Origin of the sequence: Micromonospora sp. URMC 107, from assembly GCF_051386315.1 — a bacterium.
GTDB lineage: Bacteria > Actinomycetota > Actinomycetes > Mycobacteriales > Micromonosporaceae > Micromonospora.
The window spans coordinates 1-21,195 of the sequence record NZ_JBPQTK010000109.1 but is presented as its reverse complement, the minus strand read 5'-3'; the positions used below and the strand labels follow the sequence as shown (position 1 = coordinate 21,195).

Here is a 21,195-nt window from a genome sequence, read left to right as displayed (position 1 = left end):
CGACGACACCGCCGCCCGACGCGGCCGGTCCACCTGCGGCCACGGGGTGGGCTCGGTGGCGAGGGCCACCGCCCCGGAGGTCCAGTCGATGTGCGGGGACGGCTCGTCCACGTGCAGGGTCGGCGGGACCAGGCCGTGCCGCATCGCCATGATCATCTTGATCACGCCGGCGACGCCGGCCGCGGCCTGGGCGTGCCCGATGTTCGACTTGATGGAACCGAGCCACAGCGGCTCCCGGCCCTGCCGGTCCTGCCCGTAGGTGGCCAGCACGGCCTGCGCCTCGATCGGGTCGCCCAGCGTCGTTCCGGTGCCGTGCGCCTCGACCACGTCGACGTCGGCGGCGGAGAGCCGCGCCGACGCGAGGGCCTGGCGGATCACCCGTTGCTGCGACGGACCGTTCGGCGCCGTCAGGCCGTTCGACGCGCCGTCCTGGTTCACGGCGCTGCCGCGTACCACGGCCAGGATGCGCCGGCCCTCGCGCCGCGCGTCGGAGAGGCGCTGCACCAGCAGCACGCCGACGCCCTCGGACCAGCCCGTGCCGTCGGCGGACGCCGCGAACGACCGGCACCGGCCGTCGGCCGAGAGGCCCCGCTGGCGCGAGAACTCCACGAACGTGCCCGGCGTCGCCATCACCGTCACACCGCCGGCCAACGCCAGGTCGCACTCACCGCTGCGCAGCGCCTGCACCGCGAGGTGCAGCGCCACCAGGCTGGACGAGCACGCCGTGTCGACGGTCACCGCCGGCCCTTCGAGGCCGAACGTGTACGCCACCCGGCCCGACAGCACGCTGCCCGAGTTGCCGGTGCCGATGTAGCCCTCGACCTCGGGCGTCTCCATGAGCCGCGTCGAGTAGTCGTGGTAGATGACGCCCGCGAACACACCGGTCCGGCTGCCTCGCAGGCCGGTCGGGTCCAGGCCCGCCGACTCGAACGTCTCCCAGGACGCCTCGAGCAGCAGCCGGTGCTGCGGGTCCATCGCCAGGGCCTCGCGCGGCGAGATGCCGAAGAAGCCGGGGTCGAACTCCGCCGCGCCGTACAGGAAGCCGCCGTGGCGGGTGTACGAGGTGCCGGCGTGGTCGGGGTCCGGGTCGTACAGCGACTCCAGGTCCCAGCCCCGGTCGGCCGGGAACTCCCCGATGCCCTCCCCGCCGGTGCTGACCAGCTTCCACAGCTCGTCGGGAGACTCCACCCCGCCGGGGTAGCGGCAGGCCATGCCGACGATCGCGATCGCCTCGTCGGCGTCGCCGGCCGCCGCCTCGTCGGCAGCGACCGCGCCGGGCCGGGTGCCGGCGAGTTCCGCGTACACGTGGGCCGCCAGGACCTGCGGGGACGGGTAGTCGAACACCAGGGTCGAGGTGAGGCGCAGGCCGGTCGCGCCGTTCACCCGGTTGCGCAGCTCGACGGCGGTCAGCGAGTCGAAGCCCAGGTCCTTGAACGCCCGGTCGGCCGGCACCGCCTCCGCGCCGCCGTGCCCGAGCACCTGCGCGACCAGGCCCCGGATCAGCTGGTCGACCTGCGCGAGGCCGTCCTCGGCGCTGAGGCCGGCGAGCCGGTCGGCCCAGCCGCCGGCGCCCTGTCCGGCGCGGCGGCGGGTCGTCGCCACGTCGACCAGGTTGCGCAGCATCGGCGGTACGACCGCGCCGGCGGCCGCCGCCCGCAGCGCGGGTACGTCGATCACGGCCGGCACCAGCACCGCCCGCTCGGCCCCCACCGCAGCGTCGAAGAGTTCCAGCCCGGTGCGGGCGTTCATCGGCCGGAGTCCGGCGCGCGCCGTCCGGGCCCGGTCGTTGCCGCCGATGGACGCGGCCATGCCGGCGGTGTCCCACATGCCCCACGCCAGGCTCACCGCCGGCAGACCGAGCTGCCGCCGGTACACCGCCAACCCGTCCAGGAACGCGTTACCCGCCGCGTACGCCGACTGACCCGGCGAACCGAGCACACCCGCCACCGACGAGAACATGACGAACAAGTCCGGGTCCAGGGACGCCGTCGCCTCGTGCAGCAGCCAGCCCGCCGACACCTTCGGCGCCAACACCCCGGAAAGACGCTCGTCGGTGACCCGCTCGATCACGCCGTCGTCCAGGACACCCGCGGTGTGCACCACACCCGCCAGGCGACCTGCGGCAGCGATCTCGCCGACCAGCCCGAACACCTGGTCCCGGTCCGTCACGTCACAGGCCACCACCCGCACCGACGCGCCCAGCGCGGACAGCCGCTCCGACAACTCACCGGCACCCGCGGCCTCCGGGCCACGCCGCGACACGAGCACGAGTGAGCGCACGCCGTGCACCGACACCAGATGCTCCGCCACCAGCGCCCCGAGTGCACCCGTACCGCCGGTCACCAGCACCGCGCCGTCACCGACCACGGGAGCGTCCGCCGGCGCCGGGGCGACCGCGCGCACCAGGCGCGGCACGAACACCGCGCCGGAGCGGACGACCAGCTGGCCGCCGGCCGGGTCCGCGGCGAAGCGGGCCAGGATGCCCAGCACGCCGGGGTTCATCGCGTCGTCGACGTCGGCCAGGACGATGCGGCCCGGGTGCTCGGACTGCGCCGCGCGCAGCAGGCCCCACACGGCCGCGGCCGCCAGGTCGGTCACCCGGTCCTCGTCGCGGACGGCCACGGCGCCCCGGGTCACCACCACGAGCTTCGAGTCCGCCAGCGCATCGGCGGCCAGCCACGCCTGCACCAGGCCCAGCACGTCGGAGGTCACCGTGCGTACGGCCTCCGCCGGGTCGGCGTCGTCGGCGTTCGATGCGGCCGGCGTGAACAGCAGCAGGCGCGGCGGCGTGATGCCGGCGTCGATCGCGGCCCGCAGCTGCCTGATCGTCTCGGCGGAGGGACCGCCGGGGACGCCCGGCAGGGCCGGCCCGCCCAGCACCGCCCAGCCGGAGGCGTCGTCGACCGCCTCGGCCTCCTCGGCCTGCCAGGCCACCTCGAACAGCGAACGGGACGCCGCGCTCGCGGCGGCCACGCCCGTCAGCTCCCGCAGGACGAGGGAGTCCACCGACACCACCGGCGCGCCCGCCTCGTCGCAGGCGACCAGCCGCACCCCGGAGCCGTTGCGGGTCAACCGCACCCGCAGCAGCCCCGCCCCCGAGGCGTGCACCTGCACACCCTCGAAGGCGAACGGCACCCGCGGCCCGCTCGACTCCTCCGTGCCGGGCAGCAGCCCGATCGGGTGCAGAGCGGCGTCCAGCAGCGCCGGGTGCACCCCGAACCGGGCGGCCTCCGCCGCCGCGTCGTCCGGCAGCGCCACCTCGGCGTACACGTCCTCCTCGGCGGTCCACACTCGACGCAGCCCCTGGAACACCGGCCCGTATGCCAGGCCGTGCCCGAGCAGCGCCGGGTACCAGCCCGCCAGGTCCACCTCGGCGGCGCCGGCCGGCGGCCAGGCGGCCGTCCTCGGCTCGTCCGCCGTCGCCGGTTCCAGCACGCCCTCCGCGTGGCGGGTCCAGCCCGCCTCGGGGTCGTCGTCCGGGCGGGAGTAGACGGCGACGGGGCGCTGCGGCGACTCCGACGCGGAGACCCGCACTTGGATCCGCACGGCGCCGGACTCGGGCAGCACCAGCGGCACCAGCACCGTCAGGTCGCGCAGCCGGGGCAGGCCCACCTCGTCGCCGGCGCGCACGGCCAGCTCCACCAGCGCCGTACCCGGGACCAGCGTCACGCCGGAGACCACGTGGTCGGCCAGCCAGGGGTGTGTGCTCAGGGAGATCCGGCCGGTCAGCACGACCTCGTCGTCGCCGGCCAGGTCCACCGCCGCGCCGAGCAGCCCGTGCCCCGCCACGGCGAGGCCGGCGCCGCTGACGTCACCGGCCCGCAGCCGGCCCACGGCCGGCCAGAAGCGCTGCCGCTGGAACGGGTACGTCGGCAGGTCGACCGGGCGGGTCGCGGCCGGCAGGAGGGCGGTCCAGGTGAACGGCACGCCGTGCACGTGCAGCTCCGCCAGCGCGTGGACCAGCGACACCGGTTCGGGCCGGCCGGGGCGCAGCGTCGCCACGACCGCCGCCGACGGCGCGGCGTCGTCGTCCGGCAGGCAGGCGCCCACCATGCCGGCGAGCACCGCGTCGGGACCGAGTTCGAGGAACGTACGGACGTTGCGCTCGCGGAGGCTCGCGACCCCGTCGGCGAACCGGACCGTCTCCCGGACGTGCCGGACCCAGTAGTCGGGGGTGCCGATCTCGTCGGGGTCGGCGACCTGGCCGGTCAGGTTGGACACGATCGGCAGGACGGGCCAGTGGAACGTCAGCCCGTCGAGCACCTGCCGGAACTCGGCCAGCATCGGCTCCATGAGCGGGCTGTGGAACGCGTGGCTGACGGTCAGCCGGCGGGTACGCGCGCCCCGCTCCCGCCAGACCCGCTCGACCTCGTCGAGCGCCTCGACGTCCCCGGAGACCACCACGGCGTTCGGGGCGTTCACCGCCGCGACGCCGACCCGGTCGGTCAGGCCCGCGATCGACTCGGCCACCGCGTCCTCGGCGGCGGCCACGGCGAGCATGCCGCCGCCGGCGGGCAGCGCCTGCATGAGCCGCCCGCGCGCGGCGACCAGCGCGCACGCGTCGGCCAGGCTGAACAGGCCGGCGACGTGGGCGGCGGCCACCTCGCCGATGGAGTGCCCGGCCACCAGGTCCGGCGCGACACCGAACGACTCGACCAGCCGGAACAGGGCCACCTCGACGGCGAACAGGCCCGCCTGGGTGAACACCGTCTGGTCCAGCAGCTCCGCCTCGGCCGTGCCCGCCTCGGCGAACAGCACCTCGCGCAGCGCACGCGGCAGCAGCGGATCCAGGTGCCCGCACACCTCGTCCAGGGCGGCGGCGAAGACCGGGAAGGCCGCGTACAGCTCGCGACCCATGCCGGCGCGCTGCGCGCCCTGACCCGAGAAGAGGACGGCGGTCCGTCCGGTCCGGGCCACCCCCCGCACGACGGCGGCCGAGGGCTCGTCGTCGGCCAGCGCGGCAAGGGCGGTGAGCAGTCCGGCGCGGTCGCCGGGCAGCAGCACCGCGCGGTGCTCGAAGACGCTCCGGCCGGTGGCGAGCGCCCGGCCGAGGTCGGCGACGGTGAGGTCCGGCTCGTCGTCGACCAGGGTCCGCAGCCGGTGCGCCTGTGCGCGCAGGGCGGCGTCGTCGCGGGCCGAGAGGACGCAGGCGACGAGGTCGCCCGGGACGGTCGTGGCGGGCGGTGCGTGCTGCGCCGGGGCGGGCTCCGGGGCCTGCTCGATGATGGTGTGCGCGTTGGTGCCGCTGATGCCGAACGACGACACCGCAGCGCGGCGCGGCCGGTCCGCGGCGGGCCACGGCCGCGCCTCGGTGAGCAGGGCGACCGACCCGGTCGTCCAGTCGATGTGCGGGGACGGCTTCTCGGCGTGCAGGGTCGGCGGCAGCATGCCGTGCCGCATCGCCAGCACCATCTTGATCACGCCGGCGACGCCGGCCGCCGCCTGGGCGTGGCCGATGTTGGACTTGACCGACCCCAGCCACAGCGGCCGGTCCTGCGGCCGGCCCTGCCCGTACGTGGCCAGCAGCGCCTGCGCCTCGATCGGGTCGCCCAGGGCGGTGCCGGTGCCGTGCGCCTCGACGGCGTCCACGTCGGTCGTGGCGAGCCGGGCGTTGGCGAGTGCCTGCCGGATCACCCGCTGCTGGGCGGGGCCGTTCGGCGCGGTCAGGCCGCTGCTGGCGCCGTCCTGGTTCACCGCGCTGCCGCGGACGACGGCGAGGACGCGGTGGCCGTTGCGCTGCGCGTCGGAGAGGCGCTCCAGCAGGAGCATGCCGACGCCCTCGGCGAAGCCGGTGCCGTCGGCGCCCGCGCCGAACGCCTTGCACCGCCCGTCGGGCGACAGGCCGCGTTGCCGGGAGAACTCGGTGAGCATGCCGGGGGTGGACATGACGCTCACCCCGCCGGCGAGCGCGAGCCGGCACTCGTCCTGCCGCAGCGCCTGGGTGGCCAGGTGCAGCGCCACCAGCGACGACGAGCAGGCGGTGTCGACGGTGACGGCGGGACCCTCGAGGCCGAACAGGTACGAGATCCGGCCGGAGGCGACGCTGCCGGCGCTGCCGTTGCCGACGTGGCCGCCCAGTTCGTCGTCGGTGCCCGCGGCCTGGGAGGCGTAGTCGTGGTAGATGAGCCCGACGTAGACGCCGGTGCTGCTGCCCCGCGCCGAGTGGGGGTCGATCCCGGCCCGTTCGAAGGCCTCCCAGGACGTCTCCAGCAGCAGCCGCTGCTGCGGGTCCATCGCGAGGGCCTCCCGGGGGGAGATCCCGAAGAAGGCGGCGTCGAACTGCGCGGCGTCGTGCAGGAAGCCGCCCTGGCGCGGTACGGAGGCGTCGTCCTCGCCGCCCGCGCGCAGGTCGTCGAGGTTCCAGCCCCGGTCGGTGGGGAAGGGCGAGATGACGTCGGCGCCGGCGGTGACCACGTCCCAGAGCTGCTCGGGGGTCTGCACGTCGCCCGGGAACCGGCAGGCCATGCCGATGATGGCGATCGGCTCGTCGAGGGCGGCGGCGGTGCCGACCGCGGCGGGCCGGTCCACGGCGGCCGCGCCGCCGAGTTCCTCGTCGAGGAACTCGGCGAGCACCACCGGGGTGGGGTAGTCGAACGCCACGGTCGCGGGCAGCCGCAGCCCGGTCGCGGCGGAGAGCCGGTTGCGCAGCTCCACCGAGGTGAGCGAGTCGAAGCCCAGTTCCTTGAAGGCGCGCTGGGCGTCGACGCCGTCGGCCGAGCGGTGCCCGAGCACGGCCGCCACGCTGGTGGACACCAGGTCGAGCAGGTGCCCGCGCCGCTCCGCCGGGCTGAGCAGCGCCAGCCGGTCCCGCACCGAGGCGGTGTCCGCCAGGCCGCGGCCCACCGCGCGCCGGGCCGGGCCGGTGGCCCGGACCACGTCACGCAGCAGGCTGGGTACGGGCTGGCCGGTCGGCCGCGACGCCGCCGGCGGCAGGTTCATGAGGACGAGGTGCGCGTTGCCGCGCTGCCGCGCCAGCTCGAAGAGCGCCACGCCCTGCCGGTCGGTCAGCGGAGCGCTGGTGGCGCGGATCGCCTTGCGGTGTTCGGTGCCGCCCAGGTGCGCGGTCATGGCGCTGCTGGTGGCCCAGAGGCCCCAGGCGAGGCTGGTGGCGGGCAGGCCCTGCTCCCGGCGGTGCCGGGCGAGGGCGTCGAGGAACGCGTTGGCGGCCGCGTAGTTGGCCTGCCCCGGGGAGCCGAGGGTGGCCGCCACGGAGGAGAACAGCACGAACGCGGCCAGGTCCAGGTGGCGGGTGGCCTCGTGCAGCGCCCAGCCGGCGTCCACCTTCGGCGTCAGCACGGCGTGCAGGGCCGGCGCGTCGAGCGAGCCGATGGTCGCGTCGGCGATCACCCCGGCGGTGTGGACCACCGCGGTCAGCGGGTGCGCCGGCTCCACCAGTTCCAGCAGCCGGGTCACCTGCGCGGGGTCGGCCACGTCGGCGGTGCCGACGGTGACCCGGGCGCCCGCGCGGGTCAGCTCCTCGACCAGGTCCCGGTACTGCTCGGGGCCGCGTCGGGAGGCCAGCAGCAGGTGCCGCGCCTGGCCGGTGGTGACGAGGTGCCGGGCGAACACGCCGGCGAGGGTGCCGCCGGCGCCGGTGATCAGCACGGTGCCGTCCGGGTCGGCGGGCGCGGGCACCCGCAGGACGACCTTGCCGATGTGCCGGGCCTGGCTGATGTGCCGCAGCGCCTGCCGGGCCTGCCGCACGTCCCACGCCCGTACGGGCAGCGGCCGCAGCGCGCCCTGCGCGAAGAGGGCGAGCACCTCGGTGAGCATCTCGCCGATGCGCCGGTGTCCGGCCTCGTTCAGGTCGAACGCGCGGTAGGTCACGCCCGGGTGCCGGGCGGCGACCACGTCGGGGTCGCGCAGGTCGGCCTTGCCCATCTCCACGAACCGGCCGCCGCGGGGCAGCAGCCGCAGCGACGCGTCGACGAACTCGCCGGCCAACGCGTCCAGCACCACGTCCATCCCGGCGCCGCCGCTGGCCGCGCCGAAGGTCTGCTCGAACTCGGTGGTCCGCGACGAGGCGATCCGCTCGTCGGCCACTCCCAGGCCGCGCAGCACGCCCCACTTGCCAGGGCTGGCGGTGGCGTACACCGTCGCGCCCCAGTGCCGGGCGAGCTGGATGGCGGCCATGCCGACGCCGCCGGCGCCGTTGTGGATCAGCACCGACTCGCCGGCCCGCAGGTCGGCGAGGTCGCGCAGCGCGTAGTACGCGGTCAGGAAGACCACCGGCACGGAGGCGGCCTGCGCGAAGGACCAGCCGGCGGGGATCTTCGCGACGAGGTCGCGGGTGGCGATCACCTCGGGAGCGAAGGCGGGCTCGAACATGCCGAGCACCCGGTCGCCGGGCGCCAGGTCGGTCACGCCGGGGCCGACCTCGACCACGACGCCCGCGCCCTCGCTGCCCATCACGGCCGTCGGATCGGGGTACATCCCGAGGCCGATCAGCACGTCCCGGAAGTTGACCCCGGCCGCGCGCACGGCGATGCGCACCTGGCCCGCGTCCAGGGCGACGGCCGTGGCGGGCACCATGCCGATGCCGTCCAGGGTGCCGGGGCTGACCGCCCCGACCCGCCACAGCCCGGCCGGCGGGACGAGTTCCTCGGCGGCCGTGCCGGCGGGCCGGCCCAGGCGGGGGGTGCGCACCTCGTCGCCGCGTACGGCCACCTGACCGCCGGTGGCCGACGGGTCCTCGGCCACAGCGGCCAGCACGGCGAGGGTGGCCGGGGTGAGTTCGCCGTCGACGTCGGCGAGGACGATCCGCCCCGGGTGTTCGGACTGCGCGGAGCGCAGCAGGCCCCAGACCGCCGCGCCGGGCAGGTCCCGCAGCGCGTCGGCCGGGGTGGCGGCCACGGCGCCGCGGGTCAGCACCACCAGGGTCGTGTCGGCCAGGGCCGCGCTGTCCAGCCAGGACCGCACCACGGCCAGGACCCGGGCGGTGACCGTACGGACGAGGTCAGGCAGGTCGCCCTCCGGCGTGCCGGCGCGCACCGGGAGGACCAGCGCGCGGGGCGCCTCGGCCGAGCCGGCCGAGACCGCCGCGGTCAACTCGTCGACGGTCGGGAAGACCGGCGTGGCCAGGCCCGCCGGCGCGTTCCCGTCGCCGAGCAGCGCCCAGCCGGAGACGTCCCGCGCCGGGGTGACCGGCTCGGTCTGCCACGTCACCTCGAACAGCGACCGCTCCGCGGCCTCGGCGCCGGAGGCGTCGGTCATCTCCCGCAGGGCGAGCGACTCGACGGAGACCACCGGCGCGCCGGACTCGTCGCCGGCCACCAGCCGCACGCGCGAGCCCGACCGGGTCAACCGCACCCGCAGCGTCCTGGCGCCGGACGCGTGCACCTGCACGCCCTCGAACGCGAAGGGCACGCGCGGTCCGCCGGACCGCTCGGTCAGCAGCAGCCCGACGGGGTGCAGCGCGGCGTCCAGCAGTGCCGGGTGCACGGCGAAGCTGGCGGCGTCGGCGGCCGCCTCGTCCGGCAGGGTGACCTCGGCGTACGCCTCGTCGCCGGCGGTCCACAGCCGCCGCAGGCCCCGGAACGCCGGCCCGTAGGCCAGGCCGCGCTCCGCCAGCGCCGGGTACCAGCCGGCGAGGTCCACCTCGGTGCCCCCGGTGGGCGGCCAGGGGCCCACCGTCGGCTCGTCGGCGGCCTCCTCCAGCAGGCCGTCGGCGTGCCGCGTCCACGCGTCCTCGGGGTCGCCGTCGGGCTGCGAGTGCACCGCCACGGGCCGGGCGCCGGAGCCGTCGGCCGCGCCGACGCGCACCTGCACGCGGACCGCGCCCGAGTTCGGCAGCACCAGCGGCGCGGCGACGGTCAGCTCCCGGACCCGGGAGACGCCGACCTCGTCGCCGGCCCTGACCGCGAGCTCGACCAGGGCGGTGCCCGGCAGCACCAGCGCGCCGCCGACCACGTGGTCCGCCAGCCACGGATGCGTCGACGCCGACAGCCGGCCGGTCAGCACGACCTCGTCGTCACCGGCGAGGCGCACCGCCGCGCCGAGCAGCCCGTGCCCGGCCGCGCCCAGCCCCGCGCCCGACACGTCGCCGGTCGCGGACCGGTCGACCGCCGGCCAGAACCGCTCCCGCTGGAAGGCGTACGTGGGCAGGTCGACCGGGGCGGCGCCGGAGCCGGCGAACACGCCCGCCCAGTCGACGGGCACCCCGGCGACGTGCAGGTCGCCGAGGTTGGCCAGCAGCTGGCGCGGCCCGTTCTCGTCGCGGCGCAGCGAGCCCACCACCACGCCGGCGCCGGCGGCCCTGTCGAGCGCGTCCTGGACGGCCACCTTGAGCACGGGGTGCGGGCTGACCTCGACGAAGGCCCGGAAGCCCTGCTCGATCAGCCGGTCCACGACCGGCGCGAGCCGGACGGGTTCGCGCAGGTTGCGGTACCAGTAGTCCGCGTCGAGCTCGGCGGTGTCGATCAGCTCGCCGGTGACGGTGGAGTGGAAGGCCACCGTCGTGGACCGCGGGTCGACGGTGCCGAACCCGGCGGTCACGTCGTCGCGGATCGCGTCGACGTGGCCGCTGTGGGCCGCGAAGTCGACGGCGACCTGCCGGGCGCGGATGCCGCGCTCGGCGCAGTGCGCGAGCAGCTCGGCGACCGACGACGAGTCGCCGGCCACCACGGTCACGGCGGCGCCGTTGAGGGCGCCGACGGAGAGGCTGCCCCGCCACGGCGCGATGAGCTGCTCGGTGTCGGCGGCCGGGAGCGGGACGGAGACCATGCCGCCCCGGCCGGCGATCGCCAGCAGGCCGCGGCTGCGCGCCACGACGAGCCGCGCCGCGTCGGCGAGGGTCAGCGCGCCGGCGACGCAGGCGGCGGCGAGCTCCCCCTGCGAGTGCCCGACGACGGCGGCCGGTTCGATGCCGCACGAGCGCCAGAGCTGCGCGAGGGACACCATGACGGAGAAGAGCACGGGCTGGACCACGTCCACCCGGTCCAGGGGCGGCGCACCGGGCGCCTGCCGGAGCACGTCCTCGAGGGACCAGTCCACCAGCCGGGACAGCTCCTCGGCGCACTCCCCCATGTGCTGCCGGAAGACCGGCGAGGTCTCCAGCAGGTCCAGCGCCATCCCCGTCCACTGGGAGCCCTGGCCCGGGAAGACGAAGACGACCTTCGGCGCGGCGTCCACGCCGGCCGGCGAGCTGTCGGCGGAGGCGAGGGCGGCCAGTCGGGTGACCGCGTCGTCCCGGTCGGCGGCCACGACGACCGCGCGGTACGGGTGGTGGGCCCGCTGGGCGGCCAGGGAGAACCCGAGGTCGCGCGGGTCGAGGTCGGCGTCGGCGGCGAGCCGCTCGGCGAGGCGGGCGGCCTGCGCACCGAGCGCGCGGGGGCTCCGGCCGGACACGAGCAGGGGTACGGCGGCGGGCCCGACCAGGCCGGGAAGGTCTCCCGCCGGCGGGGGCGTCACCGGGGCCGGCTCGTCGGGCGCCTGCTCGATGATGGTGTGCGCGTTGGTGCCGCTGATGCCGAACGACGACACCGCCGCCCGGCGCGGCCGCTCGACCGCCGGCCACGGCCGCGCGTCGGTGAGCAGGGCGACCGCCCCGGCGCTCCAGTCGACGTGGGGCGACGGCTCGTCCACGTGCAGGGTCGGTGGCAGCACGCCGTGCCGCATCGCCAGCACCATCTTGATCACGCCGGCCACACCGGCCGCCGCCTGCGCGTGACCGATGTTCGACTTGATCGAGCCGAGCCAGAGCGGTTCCCCGCCGTCGCGGTCCTGCCCGTAGGTGGCCAGCACCGCCTGCGCCTCGATCGGGTCGCCGAGGACGGTGCCGGTGCCGTGCGCCTCGACGGCGTCCACGTCCGCCGGGGTCAGCCGCGCGTTCTCCAGGGCCTGCCGGATCACCCGCTGTTGCGACGGGCCGTTCGGGGCGGTCAGCCCGTTGGACGCGCCGTCCTGGTTGACCGCGGAGCCCCGCACCACGGCGAGCACCCGGTGTCCGTTGCGCCGGGCGTCGGACAGGCGCTCCACCAGCAGCATCCCCACGCCCTCGGACCAGCCGGTGCCGTCGGCGCCGGCGGCGAACGCCTTGCACCGCCCGTCCGGGGCCAGCCCACCCTGCCGGGAGAACTCGGAGAACATGCCGGGCTGCGCCATCAGCGCCACCCCGCCGGCCAGGGCCATGTCGCACTCGCCGCCGCGCAGCGCCTGGGCGGCGAGGTGCAGCGCCACCAGCGACGAGGAGCAGGCGGTGTCGACGGTGACGGCCGGGCCTTCGAGGCCGAACGTGTAGGCGACCCGCCCGGAGGCGACGCTGCCCGCCGTGCCGGTCAGCAGGTGCCCCTCGAGGCCGTCCAGGTCGTCGCGTCCGCTGGTGGCGTAGCCGGAGGAGGCGGCGCCGATGAAGACACCGGTGGCGGTGCCGCTGAGTGCGGTGGGGTCGATGCGGGCGTACTCGAAGCTCTCCCAGGCGGTCTCCAGCAGCAGCCGCTGCTGCGGGTCCATGGCGAGGGCCTCGCGGGGGCTGATGTTGAAGAAGCCGGCGTCGAAGTCGGCCGCGTCGTAGAGGAAGCCGCCCTGGTCGGTGACGGTGCCGCCCGCCTGGTCGCCGTCCGTGCCGTACAGCCGGTCGAGGTCCCAACCACGGTCGGTCGGGAACTCGCCGATCGCGTCGGCACCGGAGGTGACGAGCTGCCACAGTTGCTCGGGGGTGGCGACACCGCCAGGGTAGCGGCAGGCCATGCCGATGATGGCGATCGGCTCGTCGGCGTCGGCGGTGACGACCGTACGGACCGTGGGGCCGGCGCCGGTGGACGGGCCGAGCTGCGCGAACAGGTGGTCGGCCAGCCGGGCCGGGGTGGGGTGGTCGAAGGCCAGCGTGGCGGAGAGCCGCAGCCCGGTCGCGGCGCCCAGCCGGTTGCGCAGTTCCACCGAGGTCAGCGAGTCGAACCCGAGATCCTTGAAGGCCCGGGCGGCGGGGACCGCCTGCGCCGAGGCGTGACCCAGCACCGTGGCGGCCTGCCCGCAGACGAGGTCGACCAGCGCCTGGCGGGCGTCCGCCTCGGACAGACCGGCGAGCCGGTCGCGCCACGACGTCCCGGCGGTCGGCTGGTCGGTGGCCGCGCGACGCCGTCCGCCGCGCAGCAGGTGCCGCAGCAGCGGCGGTACGTGGCTCGCCTCGCCGGTGACCTGGAGTCGGGCCGCGACGACGACCGGCGGGACCGCCGGCAGGGCGGCGTCGAAAAGTTCGGCGCCCTCGGCCGCGGAGAGACCGCTCATCCCGACCCGCCGCAGCCGCTGCTGGTCGTCGCCGTCGAGGTGGGCGGTCATCGCGCTGGCGGTGGCCCACATGCCCCAGGCGATGCTGGTGGCGGGCAGCCCCTGCTGCCGGCGGTGCTCGGCGAGGGCGTCGAGGAACGCGTTGGCGGCCGCGTAGTTGCCCTGTCCCGGGGAGCCGAGGGTGGCCGCGACGGAGGAGAACAGCACGAACGCGGCGAGGTCCAGGTGCCGGGTGGCCTCGTGCAACGCCCAGCCGGCGTCCACCTTCGGCGCCATCACCGTACGCAGGGCCCGCTCGTCCAGCGAGCCGATGGTCGCGTCGGCGATCATCCCGGCGGTGTGCACCACCGCGGTCAACGGGTGCGCCGGGTCGATCCCGGCGATCAACGCGGTGACCTGCGCGGGATCGCTGACGTCGGCCGTCACGGCGGTGACGTCGGCGCCCGCGTCGGTCAGTTCCCGGACCAGGGTGGCGTAGTCGTCGGCGCCGGGCCGGCCGGGTTCGCGTCGGGAGGCCAGCAGCAGGTGGCGGGCCTGGCCGGTGGCGACCAGGTGTCGCGCGACCACGCCGGCCAGGGTCCCGGCCGCGCCGGTGACCAGCACGGTGCCCTCGGGGTCGAGGGGCGCGGGGATGCGGAGCACCACCTTGCCGACATGGCGGGCCTGGCTGACGTGCCGCAGCGCCTGCCGGGCCTGCCGCACGTCCCACGCCCGTACGGGCAGCGGCCGCAGCGCGCCCTGCGCGAAGAGGGCGAGCACCTCGGCGAGCATCTCGCCGATCCGGGTGCTGCCCGCCTCGTTCAGGTCGAACGCCCGGTACGCCACGCCCGGGTGGTCGGCGGCGACCGCCTCCGGGTCGCGCAGGTCGGCCTTGCCCATCTCCACGAACCGGCCGCCCCGCGGCAGCAGCCGCAGCGACGCGTCGACGAACTCACCAGCCAACGCGTCCAGCACCACGTCCACCCCGGCGCCACCGGTGGCCGCGCCGAAGACCTGCTCGAACTCCGTGGTCCGCGACGACGCGATCCGCTGCTCGGCCACCCCGAGGCCACGCAGCACGCCCCACTTGCCGGGGCTCGCCGTCGCGTGGACGGTGGCGCCGAGGTGGTGCGCGAGCTGGATGGCGGCCATGCCGACGCCGCCGGCACCGTTGTGGATCAGCACCGACTCGCCGGCCCGCAGGCCGGCCAGGTCGCGCAGCGCGTAGTACGCGGTCAGGAAGACCAGGGGGACGGACGCCGCCTGGGTGAAGGTCCAGCCGGCGGGCATCTTGGCGATGCGCTCCCGGTGGGCGACCGCCTGCGGGCTGAACCCGAGTTCGAACATGCCCATCACCCGGTCGCCGGGCGCCAGGTCGGTCACGCCGGGGCCGACCTCGACCACGACGCCCGCGCCCTCGCTGCCCATCACGGCCGCCGGATCCGGGTACATCCCCAACGCGATCAACACGTCGCGGAAGTTCACCCCCGCCGCGCGCACGGCGATGCGCACCTGGCCCGCGTCCAGCGCCCGGGGCACGGCACGGACCAGCTCGATCCCGTCCAGGGTGCCGGGTGCCACGGCGGCGAGGTGCCACGGCCCGGACGGCGGCGTCAGCTCGTCGCCCACCGGCCGTACCAGCCTCGGCGCGAAGGTCCGCTCGCCCCGCACCGCGAGCTGCCCGCCGGAGACCGACGGGTCGACCGCGGCCCCGGCCAGCACGGCGAGGGTCGCGGGGGTCAGCTCGCCCTCGACGTCGGCCAGGACGATCCGCCCCGGGTGCTCCGACTGCGCCGACCGCAGCAGGCCCCAGACCGCCGCGGCGGCCAGGTCGGTGACCTGGTCGTCGTCCCCGGCGGTCACCGCGCCCCGGGTCACCACCACGAGCTTCGTGTCCGCCAGCGGCTCGGCGGCGAGCCAGGACCGCAGCACGTCCAGGACACCGTTGGTGACCGACCGCACGGCCTCCGGCACGGCGACGCCGGGCTCGCCGGCCGGCACCGTCAGCAGCACCTGCCGGGGCGCGGCCCCGCTCGCCGCCAGCGCCGCCACGTCCGCGAAGACCGGCAGCTCGGGCAGCGCGGCCGGAGCCTGCCGGCCCAGCGTCGCCCACCCCGGCAGGTCGTCGACTCCGACGATCTGGTCGGCCTGCCAGGCCACGTCGAACAGCGACCGGGCGGCGGCGCCCCGGGTCGCCGTCGCGGTCATCTCCCGCAGCACCAGGGAGTCCACCGACACCACCGGCGCGCCCGACGCGTCGCAGGCGACCAACCGCACCCCGGAGCCGTCCCGGGTCAACCGCACCCGCAGCGTCCTGGCTCCCGAGGCGTGCACCTGCACACCCTCGAACGCGAACGGCACGCGCGGCCCGCTCGCCGCCTCCGCCGCCAGCAGCAGCGCCACCGGGTGCAGCGCGGCGTCCAGCAGCGCCGGGTGCACCCCGAACGCGGTCGCGTCCCCGGCCGCCCCGTCCGGCAACGCCACCTCGGCGAACGCCTCGCCGTCGGCGGTCCAGGCCCGCCGCACGCCCTGGAACACCGGCCCGTACGACAGGCCGTGCTCCGCCAGCGCCGGATACCAGCCGGTCAGGTCCACCTCGGTCGCGCCCGCCGGGGGCCACGCCCCGACGCCCGGCTCGTCGGCCGACACCGGTTCGAGCACGCCGTCGGCGTGCCGCACCCACTCGGCGTCGTCGTCCTCGGGCTGGGAGTACACGGAGACCGACCGGGTGGAGGAGCCGTCGGCAGCGCCGACCCGCACCTGCACGCGTACCGCACCGGACTCCGGCAGCACCAGCGGCGTCGCCACGGTCAGCTCCCGCACCCGCGACGCGCCCACCTCGTCGCCGGCGCGCACCGCCAGCTCCACCAGCGCGGTGCCCGGCACCACCACGGCACCGCCGACCACGTGGTCCGCCAGCCACGGGTGCGTCGACGCCGACAGCCGGCCGGTCAGCACCACCTCGTCGTCGCCGGCGAGCCGCACCGCCGCACCGAGCAGCGGGTGCCCCGCCACGCCCAGGCCGGCGCCCGACACGTCGCCGACCCGCCACGGCACCACCTCGGGCCAGAACCGCTCCCGCTGGAAGGCGTACGTGGGCAGGTCCACCCGCCGGGCACCGGTGTCGGCGAACCACGGCTGCCAGCTCAGCGGCACCCCGTGCACGTGCAGCTCGGCCAGCGCGGCCAGGAGCGCCTGGGCCTCCGGCCGGTCCCGGCGCTGGGTGGCGACGGTCAGCACGTCGTCGTCGGGCAGGACGTCCGCCGTCATCGCGGTCAGCACGCTGCGGGGACCGACCTCCAGGAACGTGTCGACACCGGCGTCGCGCAGGGCGGCGATCCCGTCGGCGTAGCGCACGGCCTCACGGACGTGCCGCACCCAGTACTCCGGGGTGCGGATCTCGTCGGCGTCGGCGAGCGCCCCGGTCAGGTTCGACACGATCGGCAGCGTGGGCGCGGCGAAGGTCAACCGCTCGACGATGCCGCGGAACCGCTCGAGCACCGGCTCCATCAGCGGGCTGTGGAACGCGTGACTGACGGTCAACCGGCGGGTACGCACACCCCGGTCCCGCCAGAGCCGCTCCACCTCGTCCAGGGCCTCGACGGCGCCGGACACCACGACCGAGGTCGGGCCGTTGACCGCCGCGACGCCGACCCGGTCGGTCAGCCCGGCGATGGACCCGACCACCGCGGCCTCGTCGGCGGCCACGGCGAGCATCCCGCCGCCGTCGGGCAGCGACTGCATCAGCCGGCCCCGCGCGGCCACGAGCAGGCAGGCGTCCTGGAGGGACAGCACCCCGGCCACGTGCGCGGCGGCGATCTCGCCGATCGAGTGCCCGCCCACGAAGTCCGGCACCACGCCGAACGACTCGACGAGGCGGAACAGCGCCACCTCGACGGCGAACAGCCCGGCCTGGGTGAACGCGGTCTGGTCCAGCAGCTCCGCCTCGGCGGAACCCTCCGGCGCGAACAGCACCTCCTTGAGCGGGCGCGGCAGCACCCGGTCCAGGTGTCCGCACGCCTCGTCGAGGGCGGCGGCGAAGACGGGGAACTCGGCGTACAGCTCCCGGCCCATGCCGGCGCGCTGCGCGCCCTGGCCGGAGAAGAGCACCGCCAGCGGACCCCGGTCCCCGGCCTGGCCCGTGACCACCGTGCCCGACGGCTCGCCCGCCGCCAGGGACTCCAGGCCGGCCAGCAGGCCCGCCCGGTCCTCGGCGAGCAGCACCGCGCGCCGGTCGAGCGTCGACCGGGACACCACCGACGACCAGGCCACGTCGAGCGGGCGCGGCTCCTCGTCGTCGCCCAGCCAGCGGGCCCACCGGCCGGCCTGCGCGGACAACGCCGCGGGGTGCGCGGCGGAGAGCAGCACCGGCGCGACGGCGGGCCGGCGGGCCGGGGTGACCTCGTCGGCGGCCTGGTCGGGAGTCGGCGCCTGCTCCAGGATCAGGTGGGCGTTCGTGCCGCTCATGCCGAAGGACGACACGGCGGCCCGGCGGACGTGCTCGCCGCCCGTCCACGGGCGCGCCTCGTCCAGCAGGGACACGGCGCCCGTCGACCAGTCGATGTGCGGGGACGGCTGGTCGACGTGCAGGGTGGGCGGCAGCACGCCGTGCCGCATCGCCATCACCATCTTGATGACGCCGCCGGCGCCGGCGGCGGCCTGCGGGTGACCGATGTTCGACTTCAGCGACCCCAGCCACAGCGGCCGGTCGGCCGGCCGCCCCTGGCCGTACGTGGCCAGCAGCGCCTGCGCCTCGATCGGGTCGCCGAGCCGGGTGCCCGTGCCGTGCGCCTCGACCGCGTCGATGTCGGACGGGCTGAGCTTGGCGTTCTCCAGCGCCTGCCGGATGACCCGCTGCTGCGAGGGACCGTTGGGGGCGGTCAGGCCGCTGCTGGCGCCGTCCTGGTTCACGGCGCTGCCCCGGATCACCGCCAAGACGGGGTGACCGTTGCGCCGGGCGTCGGAGAGCTTCTCGACGAGCAGCATGGCGACGCCCTCGGACCAGCCGGTCCCGTCGGCGTCGGCCGAGAAGGCCTTGCACCGGCCGTCGGAGGCGAGCCCTCGCTGGCGGGAGAACTCGACGAAGGCGCCGGGCGTGGCCAGCACGGTCACGCCGCCGGCCACGGCGAGGGAGCACTCGCCGTCGCGCAGGGCCTGACCGGCGAGGTGCAGGGCGACCAGCGAGGAGGAGCAGGCGGTGTCGATCGTGACGGCCGGCCCCTCCAGCCCGAAGGAGTACGCCAGCCGGCCGGACATGACGCTCGCGGCCGTGCCGGTGAGGACGTAGCCCTCCGTGCCCTCGGGCAGTTGCCGCAGCACCGACGTGTAGTCCTGCCCCGCGGTGCCGACGAACACCCCGGTCCGGCTGCCCCGCACCGACGTGGCGTCGATGCCGGCCCGCTCGAAGACCTCCCAGGTCACTTCGAGCAGGAGCCGCTGCTGCGGGTCCATGGCCAGCGCCTCGCGCGGCGAGATCCCGAACAGGCTCGGGTCGAACAGGCCGGCGTCACGCAGGAAACCGCCCCGGTTGCTGTAGGTGGTGCCGGGATGGTCCGGGTCGGGGTCGTAGAGCCCGTCGAGGTCCCAGCCCCGGTCGTCGGGGAACGTGCCGGTGGCGTCCACACCGCCCGCGACCAGGTCCCAGAGGTCCTCCGGCGAGGCGACCCCGCCGGGGAACCGGCAGGCCATGCCGACGATCGCGATCGGCTCGGCGTCCTCGTTCTCCAGCTCGGTCAGGCGCCGACGCGCCAGGCGGAGCTCGGAGGTCACCCACTTCAGGTGTTCGAGGAGCTTGTCTTCGTCCGCCATGACCCACCCGCCCAGAGCTTGCTATCGATCGGAATCTGCCGATTCGTTGACCACACCACCGCCGACGGAACGGCTTCGTGCACAGGTGGGTGGAGACATGGCCGTTCGGCTCATGAACCCGACACCTGTTCCGAATTCCGGTTGTCGTGCCTGCTCAGGCGCCCGCCACGCCGGACCGTCCCGCCGACACATGCCCGCCACCGTGACTGGACGGTACTGAGCGCCCATCGCGCGCCCAACCCCTAGAGAACCCCTGATCGGCCGGCCCGCGAGGGCCGTCGCGACGGGCCGGCGAGGGAGCCGTGACCAGCATCGCGACGGCCGCTCAGGCGGGCTGTCCGGCGACCGCGGGCAGGATGCGGCGCAGTCGTCCCGGGGGCGTCGAGCGGCGACGCCACTCCCGTGGGTAGCCCACCGAGACCTCCTCGAACCGGACCCCGTCGTACCAGGTGGTGCGCGGGATGTGCAGGTGGCCGTAGACGGCGACGCGGGCGTCGAACCGGACGTGCCAGTCGGCGGTGGCCTCGGTGCCGCACCACTGCGCGAACTCCGGATACCGCAGGATCCGGGTGGGTTCGCGGACGAGCGGGAAGTGGTTGACCAGGACGGTGGGCAGCCCGCCGCGTTCCGTCGTGAGCCGGCGCTCGGTCAGGGCCAGCCGCGCCCGGCACCAGGCGTCCCGGGTCGGGTACGGGTCCGGATGCAGCAGGATCTCGTCGGTGCAGACCACGCCGACCTCGTGCGCCCGCGCCAGGGCCTGCTCCTTGGTGTACGTCCCGGCTGGGCGGAAGCTGTAGTCGTAGAGCAGGAACAGCGGCGCGATGAGGACCGGGTCGTCGCCCTGCGGATCCCAGACGGGGTACGGGTCCTCGGGGGTGACCACCCCGAGCCCGCGGCAGAGTTCCACCAGGTGCTGGTAGCGCCCGTCCCCCCGCAGCTGGATCGGGTCCTCGCGGGGGGTCCAGAGCTCGTGGTTGCCGGGGGCCCAGATCACCTTGGCGAACCGGCGGCTGAGCAGTCCGAGCGCCCACTCGATGTCGGCGACGAACTCGCCGACGTCACCGGCGACGATGAGCCAGTCGCCCTCGCGCTCCGGCCGCAGCCGTTCGACGATGGCCTTGTTCTCCGCGTGGACCACGTGCAGGTCACTGATGGCGAGCAACTGAGGCAGGCCGGATCCGGCCATGCGGACCTCCCGTCCATCCGGGGTACCGCACGCACCCACATCCGCACCGCTCGGCTGCCGGTGGGCAGGGCGAGACGGCCTGACGGGCTCCGACCCTACGGAGCCGGGCCCACACAGGCACACCCCTAGACGGGCTGCGCGCACCCCTAGGCGGCCGTGCCGTGGCCGACGTCGACCACGGCACGGCGTACCCGCGCCGGCAGGGCACCCCACCGTCCGGTCAGGACTTGCCGAACTCCCGCTGGATAATGTCGAAGAGCTCCTCCCGACTCGCTGACTCCAGCTCCTCCGCCACGGCCGGCGCCGGTGCGGCGGCGGGTCGTCCCCGCCACCTGGCCACCAGCTCCTCCAGCCGGCCGACGACCGCGTCGTCGACCTGGTCGTCCGGCAGCCCGCCGAGGAGCTTGTCGAGGCGTTCGATCTCCGCCACGATCGGCAACGCCGGCTGCTCGGGGGCCAACTCGGCCCGCAGGTGACCGGCGAGCGCGGCCGGCGTCGGGTGGTCGAAGACGAGGGTCGCGGGCAGTGCGAGACCCGTTTCGGCGGTCAGCCGGTTGCGCAGCTCGACGGCGGTGAGCGAGTCGAAGCCCAGTTCGAGGAAGCCCCGGCCGGGCCTGATCACGCTGGGCGTGGCGTGCCCCAGCACCGCTGCGGCGGTGCCGCGTACCAGCTCGAGCAGGATGCGGTCGCGCTCCGGCCCGGAGGCGGCGGCCAGCCGCTCACGCAGCGCCGACGCCGCGCCGCGGTCCTCGCCCTTCGGCGCCTCCGCGTCCGGCCCGGGCTGTGCCTCGGGGATGTCGGTGAACAGGCGAGACGGACGCAACGCCGTGAACGACGGCACGAACCGATCCCACCGCACATCCGCCACCACCACCTGACCCTCATCACCATCCAACGCCCGCTGCAACGCCACCACCGCCAACTCCGGCGCCATCCCCGGCAAACCACGCCGACTCAACTGCTCCCCCGCAACCCCCACCGCCATACCCGCCTCAGCC

Annotated in this window: 3 protein-coding genes; all 3 read right to left on the bottom strand. The window is 75.9% G+C overall.

What is annotated here, in order from left to right; all coding sequences use genetic code 11:
• Positions 1-19,011 (bottom strand): SDR family NAD(P)-dependent oxidoreductase (locus ACSNN9_RS21900; protein ID WP_436675147.1); only part of this gene is annotated, 19,011 nt, incomplete at its 3' end.
• Between the two features lie 325 nt (positions 19,012-19,336).
• The gene (locus ACSNN9_RS21895) at positions 19,337-20,197 is read right to left on the bottom strand and encodes a metallophosphoesterase family protein (RefSeq protein ID WP_436675146.1); all 861 of its coding nucleotides are present in this window, start codon (positions 20,195-20,197) and stop codon (positions 19,337-19,339) included.
• 220 nt (positions 20,198-20,417) lie between these two features.
• On the bottom strand, positions 20,418-21,195 hold a 778-nt coding region (locus ACSNN9_RS21890; protein ID WP_436675145.1), incomplete at its 5' end, for a phosphopantetheine-binding protein.